This is a genomic window from Brasilonema sp. UFV-L1 (assembly GCF_012912105.1).
Classification (GTDB): domain Bacteria; phylum Cyanobacteriota; class Cyanobacteriia; order Cyanobacteriales; family Nostocaceae; genus Brasilonema.
In genome coordinates, this window is sequence record NZ_QMEA01000223.1 from 1 (window position 1) to 11,768 (window position 11,768).

General features: G+C 41.4%; 8 protein-coding genes. 5 read left to right on the forward strand and 3 right to left on the reverse strand.

From position 1 onward, the window contains the following. Positions 1-378: 378 nt before the first annotated feature. Positions 379-1,398 (forward strand): methionyl-tRNA formyltransferase, encoded by a 1,020-nt coding sequence (gene fmt / locus DP117_RS32785; protein WP_169222344.1) that lies wholly within the window; start codon positions 379-381, stop codon positions 1,396-1,398. Positions 1,399-1,420: 22 nt separating this feature from the next. Here fmt and DP117_RS32790 read toward each other — a convergent pair whose 3' ends face one another. Then, positions 1,421-1,783, reverse strand: a complete 363-nt coding sequence (locus DP117_RS32790; RefSeq protein WP_211176492.1) for a DUF6464 family protein — start codon at positions 1,781-1,783, stop codon at positions 1,421-1,423. A gap of 235 nt (positions 1,784-2,018) precedes the next feature. On the opposite strand from DP117_RS32790, the gene DP117_RS32795 reads away from it, so the two are divergent. The 3 genes from DP117_RS32795 to glmS all read left to right on the forward strand — a co-directional run bounded on the left by DP117_RS32795 (position 2,019) and on the right by glmS (position 7,650). After that, positions 2,019-4,571, forward strand: coding sequence for an NACHT domain-containing protein (locus DP117_RS32795; RefSeq protein WP_169222345.1), 2,553 nt, complete (start codon positions 2,019-2,021; stop codon positions 4,569-4,571). A 357-nt stretch (positions 4,572-4,928) separates the two neighbouring features. Further along, on the forward strand, positions 4,929-5,174 hold the full coding sequence (psaC, locus tag DP117_RS32800; RefSeq protein ID WP_012411495.1) for a photosystem I iron-sulfur center protein PsaC: 246 nt from the start codon (positions 4,929-4,931) through the stop codon (positions 5,172-5,174). Positions 5,175-5,748: 574 nt separating this feature from the next. Beyond that, entirely contained in the window at positions 5,749-7,650 is a 1,902-nt protein-coding gene (glmS, locus tag DP117_RS32805; RefSeq protein WP_169222346.1) for a glutamine--fructose-6-phosphate transaminase (isomerizing), read from the forward strand. Between the two features lie 357 nt (positions 7,651-8,007). Here the strand turns inward: glmS and cydB are convergent, their stop codons facing one another. After that, complete coding sequence (gene cydB, locus DP117_RS32810; RefSeq protein ID WP_169222347.1) at positions 8,008-9,021, reverse strand: cytochrome d ubiquinol oxidase subunit II; 1,014 nt, start codon at positions 9,019-9,021, stop codon at positions 8,008-8,010. A gap of 88 nt (positions 9,022-9,109) precedes the next feature. Continuing rightward, positions 9,110-10,555, reverse strand: coding sequence for a cytochrome ubiquinol oxidase subunit I (locus DP117_RS32815; protein WP_169222348.1), 1,446 nt, complete (start codon positions 10,553-10,555; stop codon positions 9,110-9,112). Between the two features lie 322 nt (positions 10,556-10,877). Between DP117_RS32815 and DP117_RS32820 the strand changes: the two genes are divergently transcribed. Next, on the forward strand, positions 10,878-11,657 hold the full coding sequence (locus DP117_RS32820) for a hypothetical protein (protein ID WP_169222349.1): 780 nt from the start codon (positions 10,878-10,880) through the stop codon (positions 11,655-11,657). The last annotated feature ends 111 nt before the right edge of the window (positions 11,658-11,768 follow it).

Genomic DNA, 11,768 nt, shown 5'->3' on the forward strand with positions numbered 1-11,768 from the left:
TTTCATCCCCTGCTTGAAAGCTAGGGGTTCTCACGCTCCCGCAATGTCTTGATAGCAAGAAATCGCAGAGTACACTGCAAAAACTGCATGGCTCAGTTGCAAGAATCATAAAAACGGACCACCAAGTAGAAAAATTTCCTACAAATTGTGGGGTACAGGGCTTTAAACATTACCAGAATAACTCTACCTAGTGAGCTTTTGTAAAAAAAACGTAACAAATTGGCACCCGCTGCATTGAAATTGCGATTGATACTATAGTCAAGAGTCAACAGCCCATAGTCTAATAGCTATGGACTCCCAAACAGCAGTTTGCAATCAAGAAGCGAACTGCTTCTTCTTGACTCTTATGACTCTTGACTCTTATGACTCTTAACTCTTATGAAAATAGTATTTTTTGGCACTCCTAGTTTTGCTGTACCAACTCTGGAAAAACTACTGAATCATCCAGAATTTGATGTCTTGGCAGTTGTGACACAACCTGATAAACGCCGGGGACGCGGAAATCAACTGATACCCTCACCAGTTAAAGCGATCGCCACTTCTGCTAACTTACCTGTATGGCAACCTCAGCGGGTGAAAAAAGACACTGATACTTTAACCAAACTCAAAGACTCAGACGCAGATGTGTTTGTTGTCGTTGCCTACGGGCAAATTCTGTCTCAAGAAATTTTAGATATGCCTAAATTAGGTTGTATTAATGTGCATGGCTCAATTTTACCAAAGTATCGAGGTGCTGCTCCCATTCAGTGGTGTTTATATAACGGCGAGACTCAAACCGGTATCACAACAATGTTAATGGATGCGGGAATGGATACTGGTGCAATGCTTCTTAAAGCGACTACCCCAATTGAGTTACTCGATAATGCTCATGATTTGGCAGAAAAACTTGCAGTTCTTGGTGCAGATTTGTTACTAGAGACTTTGTGGAAGCTGGAACATCAGGAAATTGAGCCGATTCCTCAAGATAATTCTCAAGCGACTTATGCGCCTTTGATTAAGAAAGAGGATTATCAATTGGATTGGTCAAAGAGTGCTATACAATTACACAATCAAATTAGAGGGTTTTATCCAGACTGTACTGCTACTTTTCGCAACCAACCACTGAAAATCACCGCTACTGTTCCCCTTGATGATGCTGACGGTTATGAACTACCAGCAGAACTCAAAGCAAAACTTCAAGAAATCATGCAGAAATTACCTAATTTGTCAACCGTACCGGTTAGTCCGGGGCAAGTTGTCAGCATCGTCAAGGGGATGGGAGCAATTGTCCAAACTGGAGAGGGTTTATTGCTATTGCGAGAAGTTCAACCACCTGGTAAACGTCCCCAGTCAGGATGGGATTTTGTTAATGGTTCGCGTTTAACAGTGGGAGAGATATTTGGAAGTGCTGAGTTATGAGTTATGAGGGATTTTTTTGAAATTACTTAGCACTGGATACCTCATAGTAGCGGCAAGTTTTACATGGTCCATCTGGGTTGACCGCGCAGCGAATGATTTCTGAGCAAGCATTATAGCGGCAACTGGCATCGCCAACAACCCAGCGCCCTCCTACAAAACTTTTTTCACTTGGTCGTATGGCAGACTGTACGTATAAAGCAATTTTTTGCAAACGATAGCGCCCCGCTTTGAATTGATAGCGGTGGCGGCGTTCTAAAACTGCGTACGTTTTGCCTTCAAAGTCAAGATAGTTTCCCGGTTGCGGTGCCCAATCAAGTTTCATACTCCCGAGAGACTGACGCGAATGCGTCAAAATCACCTCGGTTGGTAGAGAATCTGGTTCCATAAGCTTTTGTAATGTGATTTACATTAATAGGATAGTAGCGCACTCGCTTGTGTCTACTTGTGTAGTTTATGTTAGAGTTAACGATTTGCTAATATTTCGTAAAATATAGCTTTTTGTAAGTATACATTTCTATCTCTATCTGATTTGATACTTTTAAATTAGCCTGAAATCCTGACTTGTTTTACCTACAGATAAGTAATAATACATCTTAAACGGTTGAAAATCAGGCAAAAATATGCATGTAGAAACAACTGCCATAATCAAGGCAGTGATTCCGGCTGTATCTCCACTACTAAAACCACTGTTTTCTAAAATTAACAGTGCGTTAAATCCTACGGATTTAGAAAAAGGCTTAAAAGCAGGTATTACCGCTGCTAAGGAATGGGACGAAAAGCAACCTTATGCACAACAATTGTTTTACTATTGCGATGACAAGACTCAAATAGACGTTTTCTCACGCTTTTTTACAGATGCAACTGTTTTGCACGAATTACAAAAGCCGCTGCAAGATAATAAAACGACTCCTAACTTAGATTTATTAATTCAGATTTTTCAAGAACGAATAGCAGCAGAAAATCAAAGATTGAAGTTTCCTCAAAACAGTGTAGAAAATTGGCTGAAATTTTTTTTAGATACTTATTTTGAAAAGACTAGCGCCTATTTAAGATTTAAAATAACGAAAGTTGCTTATCTCAAACAGATAGCTAATTACTTTGATGATGTCAAATTTGCTGGTATTTCTGTTGAAGGACAAGAGGTAGATAAGTCTGCTCAGTTACCACAAATTTTTGTCATGCCTGATGTGGTAGAAGATATTCGAGAAACGCGAAAGTTTGAAGATGAAAAAGATTTGGTCTTTTTAGAGGTTCAAGAAGCAACAGGTATCGGCAAACGCCAAGCGGAATTACTCCGAGAGCAAAGGCAATTAGGACGACTTGAAAAAAGCACAGGTAAAAAGTTTTTAGCACAAAAATTATTGACGGAAAGCACATCTAAGAAATTTGTTCTGCTGGGCGCGCCTGGTTCTGGTAAGACGACTTTGATAAGTTACTTTGCTGTGATGCTAGCTCAAAAAAAATCAGAAGTTCTTGGTTTAGCAGCAGATACAGATTTACTGCCAATTATTATTAGAATTCGAGATTTAGCTAAACGTGCGGAGCATCTGAGTATTATAGATTATATTAGACAGTTCGCGAGCGGGAATTTACAAGTTAAAGAACTGCCAACAGGTTTTTTTGAGTATTGGCTGGATGATGGACGAGCGTTAATTTTTCTGGATGGTTTGGATGAGGTTGCAAATGAGGCAAGACGGTTTGAAATCGTCAATCAGATTGAGGGTTTCTTGGGACAATATTCAGAAAACAGAACAATTATTACTTCTCGCCCAGCAGGATATAAAAGCGTCTTTTTCCGCACGGAAGAGTTTCCCCGTTATATTCTGGAGTCGTTTGACGATGACAAAATTGAACTGTTTATCAAAAAGTGGTACGAAAGCCGTTTTCAAGATTTAGAAGAATCACAAAGAAGGCAAGAAAGCTTACGCAAGGCTTTAGCAGGACAAAAACGCATTCAAGAATTAGCCAGAAATCCACTGCTACTCACAATTATTGCTCTGATTCATCGCTATGAAGCGTATCTACCCAGACAGCGACACAAGCTTTATGAGCGTGCAGTGAAAACTCTATTAACGAACTGGGATGCAGGTAAGGAACTTGATTATAAATTGCTTTGTGAATATCTCCATCACGATGATATTGAACGCTTAATGGAACAGCTTGCTTACTGGATTCATACTCAAGGAGGTACGGGAGACAAAGAAGGCGGTACGCTGATTGATAAAGAGGAACTGATTCAGCAATTAAAGAAATTCATCACTGATGAAAAATCTATTCCGCGACATCAAGCAGAAGCAGAAGCAAAACGCTTTGTAACACATATTCAAGAACGGGCAGGTTTGTTAAATGAACAAGGGCAAGACTGCTACGCCTTTGTTCACAAGACTTTTCAGGAACATTTAGCAGCAAAGGAAATTAAGGATAGACAAGAAGGTGATAATGATGATGTGGTGTTAAAGCATATCACAAAACATTTCCATGACTCCCACTGGCGCGAGGTGTTACTGTTACTTATCGCTCAACAACACCGGAAAAAAACTGCCAAACTTCTCAAACATATTCTTGAGCAAGATACACCTTATGAAAAATGGCTGCACCGGAACCTTTTCTTTGCTGCTAGTTGTTTAGCAGAAGATTTGGATGTGCAAGATGAAAGCATTGTACAACAGATTTTGCAGCAATTAGTCAAGTTGGAAATTAGTGACGATCAGCAAGTGGGTGAAAAAATCCGCGAGCAGGTTTTTAAAACTTTTTGCAGTTTGAATGAAACTCGATTTGAAGCGCCAGCACTGAAACTGTTAAAAGATTCCGCACAGCATATTGATGAAGGGCGGTTGCAGAAATATCGTGCAGCTTTGGGGGAAAAAGAAGAAGTCACAAAAACACTCTTGTTGCGACTCGCGGATGAGAATTATTGGGTGCGTGGGAATGCAGCAGATGCCTTGGGCAAGTTGGGTAATGGATCAGCACAGGTGGTGGATGCACTTGTTGGGCGACTCGCGGATCAGGATGTTTCGGTGCGTGGGAATGCAGCAGATGCCTTGGGCAACTTGGGTAAAAACTCTAGCGATGTTGCGACTGCTATTACTCAATGGGTTTCGCAGCATCAAGATTCAGAATATGTAGGCAGTGGAATTGATGCGTTGTGGAAATTGGTGGAGACGGATGGGTAGCTGACAGGTAAAGTTCTGTTGTCTTTATAGAAGTGGCGGTAGAAGTTGCGATCGCCTTTCCTATGATCTCACGTTCAGAGCTGGTTTTGTGTAAATGCGATCGCTCGTTGTGCTAGTTTTGTCTACAATGCGATCGCACTTTGTGCTGGTTTTGTGTAAATGCGATCGCTCATAGACTCTAAATAGAAATTTTTGCAAAAGATATCCGAATTGGAAAAAGCAAGCGAGAAAGGTGCTTATTACATTCTTTAAAGTTATGTAGCCTTTTAATTACTCAGGAGAAGCCACTGCGGTAAACTAAGCCATGATTATGATTCTTTCACACCAGAAAAACTCTCTCAAAGGAGCTTTTTTTCAATGTCTCATACCGTAAAAATCTACGATACCTGCATCGGCTGCACACAATGCGTTCGTGCTTGCCCCACCGACGTACTAGAGATGGTTCCTTGGGATGGCTGCAAAGCTGCTCAAATCGCTTCTTCTCCCCGCACAGAAGATTGTGTGGGCTGCAAGCGGTGTGAAACGGCTTGCCCCACCGACTTTTTAAGCATTCGGGTTTACTTAGGAGCTGAAACCACTCGCAGTATGGGCTTGGCTTACTAATTTTTCCTTTGGAACGCCATTAATTATTCCAATAGCAAGCAGTTTTAGCAGTGGAGGCTGGGCATTACTTTCCATTTCAACAATGGTGAGCAATGTCCAGCCTACAATGTTAGGGATTTCCAGAAAATACAGCAGCAATTCCTGACTCAGAAATCATATCAAGTCCGGTAGCATCGGTACTATATGTCCGCAGCGCCCTTCGCAGCGGGCAAGGGAGGGCATACGTAACGACAGTGAAGTGAAGCAATCTCCCGTCTTTGCGATTGCTTCGCTCCGCTCGCAATGACAAAATATATATATAATTCTAATGCAACCGGATTTACTATCAGTCAGAAGTAAAAATGGCTTTATGCCTGGCTTTTAGACAAGAGCGCTGTACTTCAATGATAGTCCAAGAGTTTGATATGAATTTTCGAGATGTCCAATTTATTTTTGGTCTTCCCTAATATGAATCTTTCTTAAAGCTTGTGCCTTCTGCCCTCTACCTTCTGTCTTTCTTCGGTCAAAATGCTACCTTTGTGCTAAAGACTATACTTGGTTTATTTGTCCTTTTATCACAAGAGTGGTGTGATCAATGTGCGGTATTGTTGGCTATATTGGTACTCAAGCAGCAACTGAAATTCTGCTATCTGGCCTGGAAAAACTGGAATATCGGGGATACGATTCTGCGGGAATCGCTACGATATGGGAAGGTGACGTAAATTGTGTCCGGGCAAAAGGTAAACTTTACAATCTGCGTTCTAAGCTAGAACAAGTAGAAACACCGGCTCAAATTGGAATTGGTCACACTCGCTGGGCAACTCATGGTAAACCAGAAGAGTATAATGCCCACCCCCATATGGATGGGGCTATGCGAATAGCAGTCGTTGTCAATGGGATTATTGAAAACTACAGCGAGTTGCGTGAGGAACTTAAACAAAAAGGATACCAGTTTCGCTCAGATACTGATGTTGAGGTTATCCCACATCTGATAGCTGAGTTTTTGCAGCACTCGTTGTCTTCTGTTTCTCCTTTTTCCCCGTCTCCGTTTCTTGAGGCTGTTCGTGATACTGTTAGTAAACTTAAGGGAGCGTTTGCGATCGCACTCATCAGTGCTGACTATCCTGACGAACTCATCGTCGTCCGACAACAAGCACCCATAGTCATTGGTTTTGGGCAAGGGGAATTCTTCTGTGCTTCTGACACACCAGCTATAATTTCTCATACCCGTGCAGTCTTACCCCTCGACAATGGAGAATTGGCACGTCTGACACCTCTGGGTGTTGAAGTTTACAACTTTGCAGGTGAAAGGTTGAAGAAACAGCCCCGTCTGCTGAACTTGAATCCCATGATGGTGGAAAAGCAGGGATTCAAGCACTTCATGCTCAAGGAAATTTATGAACAACCAGGAGTAGTACGGGCTTGTTTGGATGCTTACTTCAGTGGTGATTGGAATGTTAATGATTCTACAAATTCTCCAGTGAAGCTTGGTTTACCTGCCCAGATTTACGCTAATCTAGAACAAATCCAAATTGTTGCTTGTGGTACAAGTTGGCACGCAGCATTAGTTGGTAAATATTTAATAGAACAACTAGCAGGAATTCCAACCCAAGTGCATTACGCTTCTGAATATCGTTATGCACCATCACCCATAACACCAAATACTCTGACGATTGGTGTTACCCAGTCTGGTGAAACCGCTGATACGCTAGCAGCTTTGGCGATGGAAAAAGAACGTCGTCAGGATAAAGAACCCAAATATCAAGCACGACTTTTAGGAATTACCAATCGCTCAGAAAGTACTCTGAGTCATATGGTACCTCAAATTATTAATACTGTGGCGGGAATTGAAATTGGAGTCGCGGCAACAAAAACTTTTATTGCTCAACTGATTGCATTTTATGCATTAGCAATAGATTTGGCATATCTTCGTCAGACGATTTCTCCAACAAAATTGCAAGAAATTATTAACGGGTTGCGGCAAATTCCTGGTGAAATTGAAGCTACTTTAGAAAAACAAGAGCATTTTATTGAGCAGTTAGCTCATGAGTTTGCAGAAACAAAAGATTTCATCTTTTTAGGAAGAGGAATTAACTTCCCTATTGCTTTAGAAGGAGCGTTGAAATTAAAAGAAATTAGCTATATTCATGCAGAAGGATATCCTGCTGGAGAAATGAAACACGGACCGATTGCTTTGTTAGATGCAAAAGTTCCTGTTGTGGCGATCGCCATGCCTGGAAGTGTTTATGAAAAAGTCATTTCTAACGCCCAAGAAGCCAAAGCGCGTGATTCTCGGTTAATTGGTGTGACTCCTTTCAATGAGGGAGAAGCAGCAGAAATTTTCAATGATCTTATTCCAGTCTCAAAAGTAGATGAATTACTTTCTCCAATTCTAACATTAATTCCCATGCAATTGTTAGCTTATCATATTGCAGCACTTCGCGGTTTGGATGTCGATCAGCCGAGAAATTTGGCGAAGTCTGTGACGGTGGAATAGTTTTACAACTGATATTGCGTACCTTTAGAGGATGTCTGAAAAGTATACCTTTCGTACACTTTTCAGACATTCTATCAAGAAGCGTCGCGCCTGCATTATGCCTGAATCGCCTATGACCAATCAGTTATCAGTTATCAGTTATCAGTTACCAGTTTGAAGAAGAATTCAGAATCGGTGAATTCAGTATTCACCAAGGAAGAAATAAAGAATTCCGACTTCTGACTTCTGACTTCTGACCGGAGGCGGAGCGGCTCCGGCTCCGCTCCTGACTCCTTCCCTGTTCATTGTGTACTGTATACTGTGTACTGTTCATTGCTCACTGTTCATTGATAACTGTTCATTGTTCATTGATTGATATTAACCCTCGTAATGACCGCCAGTCACTTTACCCCGGAAAACAATGTATTGATAAAGGTTATAGAACAGCATCACGGGGATAAGGAAGCCAATGAAGATAATCATGATGACAAGCGAACTTGGGTCAGCAGATGCATCATAAATGGTAATTTTCATAGGAATGATATAGGGAAAAACAATTAACCCCAGTCCCAGAAAGGTGAGAACAAAAAGAAGAATTGTCCACAAAAAAGGCGCTCTTTCTTCTTTGCGATTTAAGCTTTGGAGAAGTTGCCAAATCAGCAGAATTCCCAGTATTGGAATAACAGCAAAGATGTAAACAAGAGGCTGCTGAAACAAGCGCGTTCTTGCACTTTCATAAAAGATTGGTGTTGAAATTGTAATGAAAATGGCACCAATTAATGTTGTCCAAGCGGCAATTTTAGCAGTTTTGTAGTGAGTTGTTTGTAACTCATCTGTCGTTTTCCAAACCAGATAAGTTGAGCCAATAAGAACATATGCTTGAATTAAGGTTAAAGCCACTAGCACAGTTTGCCAACTCAACCAATCCCAAGTTGTACCAATAAAGTGACCTTGATCATCAACAGCAATTCCTTTGAGCACAGCACCAAGGGCAAAACCTTGACCGAGGGCTGCAACAAAACTCCCAGCACCAAAAGCAAAATTCCAAAAGAGTTTTCGGTTTGCTAGTTCCCGAAACTCAAACGCTACAGCCCGAAAGATAAACCCAAATATCATAGTGAGAATTGGGATGTACAGCGCGTTGAGAATTGTGCCATAAGCAAGAGGAAATGCTCCAAAAAGACCTCCTCCCATAAGAACTAACCAAGTTTCGTTCGCATCCCAAATGTTGCTCAAACTCGTCATTAAAATGCCACGACGTTCTTCATCTTTTGAAGTTAAAGATAATATACCTACCCCTAGATCAAATCCATCTAGCATCACATAGAGCAACAAAAATAGAGCTAAAATGACAAACCATACTTGGGGCAGAAAATACTCTAGCGTCTCCATATAACCTCATTTGGGAATTGGGAATTGGGAATTGGGAATTGGAAACTGGATTCTTAATTTTGAATTTTGAATTTTGAATTTTGAATTGTTATTGTTGTGCTTCTACAGGACGTTCATCTGGTACAAACTCTCCTGGAGTGGTATTCACAGCAGGTTTATTGGGTTCAATTCCAGGTACTGGGAGTTCTAAATTTGGGCCTCTACGAATAATACGGCTACCAAAGTACAAAACCCCAACAAACAGAATACTGTAGACAACAGCAAAGGCAGTGAGTGAAGCTAAGACATTGCTAGCAGGTAGATTGGATGCTCCATCAACCGTACGGATTTGCCCGTAGACAATCCACGGCTGTCGTCCAACACAACGCACAATCCAACCGGAATCTACGGCGATGTATCCCAAAGGAGCTGCAAAAACCCAAGCAAACATTAGCCAACGCTGTTGAGCAATATTTTCAGCCGAAAGCTTACCACGTAACCATTGTAAAACACTCACTAGCATCAATCCGGCAAAGAAAAATCCAATCCCAATCATGATGCGGAAAGCGTAGTAAATTAAACCAATCATGTGAGGACGGTCTTCTGGTTTCCACTCATTCAATCCGCGTACTGGATATGTGAGTTTTTGCTTAAATTCCAGAATATATCCAAGGGCGTTGGGAATGGTTATTTCCCAGTCGTTTTTTTGTGCTTTGTCGTTGGGTATAGCAAGTAAACTCCAATCCGCAGACTCTCCAGCAGGTGTTGTTTCCCACTGCGCTTCCATTGCAGCAAGTTTTGAAGGTTGGTAGTGATAAACTTGTTCGCCACTCAAATGCCCGATGTAAATCTGCAATGGTGCAACGGCGATCGCTGCAGCTAAAGCAATCTTCAAAGATTTGGAAAAGAAAGCTTCATGGCGACGATTGAGAATATACCAAGCGCTAATTCCACCAATGACAAACAAAGAAGTCTCCAATGTGGCAAAGAACATATGGAGTACACTGTTTTTCATGAACGGGTTGGCGATCGCCCCAAAATAATCATGAACAATAAACTTGCCATTGACAAGTTCCCCACCCGCCGGGGTTTGCATCCAAGAATTTGCTGTTAAAATCCACAGAGTTGATAAGTTTGCGCCAATTGCAACCAGGATGGTTGAGAGATAGTGAATTATTGGATTGACGCGTTCCCAACCAAACAGCATAATACCCAAGAAAGCAGCTTCTAGCATAAATGCCCAAGAAGCTTCAAACCCGATGACGCTGCCAAAAAAGTTACCGACAGCTTCTGAAAAGCGTGACCAATTCGTGCCAAACTGAAATTCCATTGGGATACCAGTTGCGACACCAATCCCAAAATTCAGGACGTAAAACTTAGCCCAGAAGCGAGCATGGTAGTAGTAGTCAGGATTACGAGTCTTGAGCCACACTCCCTCAACAATAACCAGGTAAATTCCCATACCTGTTGTTAGGACGGGCCAGAGCATATGGAATAATGCAGTTAAAGCAAACTGCATCCGTGATAACACAACAGAATCTGACAAAAATTCCACAAGCTACCCCCTATCATTAGCCTAAATCTACGAGTAGATTCCCTTGTATGGTATTGCAACAATTCTTTACTGTGTGTTTTTTGAGAAAATTTTAATGTTTGACAAGGCGTAGTAGACTTGTGCATCAACGCGGTATTTTCTAAACTAACTTCGGTGAATTCAACATCACTCTTTCTGCTTAATTTTCAATAGTTGTAAATTGCTACGACTTATATGGCGCACAATCTGATAAACTCTAATTCGTTGATGGGTGTCACCCGCCATACAGCAATTAACCTACTCAAGGTAAACTTAATTTCGCATATTACTTTGGAGTTTGCGTATGTTTACTCTCAATGCTCCTCAAGTTCAAGTCATCGCTGGAGAAAATGCAGTTCATATTTCTCGGTTGCCACAAGTATGGCAAGATATTGCAGCAGGCAAGGCTGGTGTTGGACTGGAAAATCCCCAGATTTATGTTGAGATGGCGCAGTTGTTTCAATACAAGCTGGAACAGGGAGAGGTTGAGTTATTCAATGAACACCCGGAACTGACTCACCTCAAACCATCGTTTCGTGAGTTGTTCGGATTGTTAGCACGAGAAACACTTGAGTTTTACGGACAAGACTTTAAGATAGAGAGATATCCAGATTTTGAAGCAATTTTGCGTGAATTTGAGTCAAAAGGACCAGAGTACTCTAACCAAGTAAAGGTTGTTCGTATTTGTCTGGAACTGTTTAATGAGTTTGATTACGAACTTCCTGCTAGCTTTTACCAAGTACATCTTGCTCCGATTTACCGAGATAGCATTTTTGAAAAACGAGCTTTACAATTTGACCCGCGTGATCAAGAACACAAGCGTCCTTGGGATGCTGTCCTTCATGCTGGAAAAGTGTTCGCTGTGCAGATGAAGATACAAAGCATTGCTTCCAAATATGGTTTTACCTACCAGCACGAGTGCAATTGTGATCATGGCTTATCTTCTATTGATATGTCACAAGGAACGTTTGACTATGAATTAAATCCTGAAAAGTGTCAGCGGTCGATTCGCAGTTTTATTTGGACTGCGTGGTATGAGTACGCGTTTTTCAACATTGTGCCAAATACGAGATATTTGGTTTAAGTGAACTCGCTACACGCTCCCTGAGTATAGGTACAGTGTAGGCTTCTGGCGTTTTAGTACTACCAGAACTTCCTTCAAGGTACTTTTAGCTTAAACCGACAGAAGCCCCAC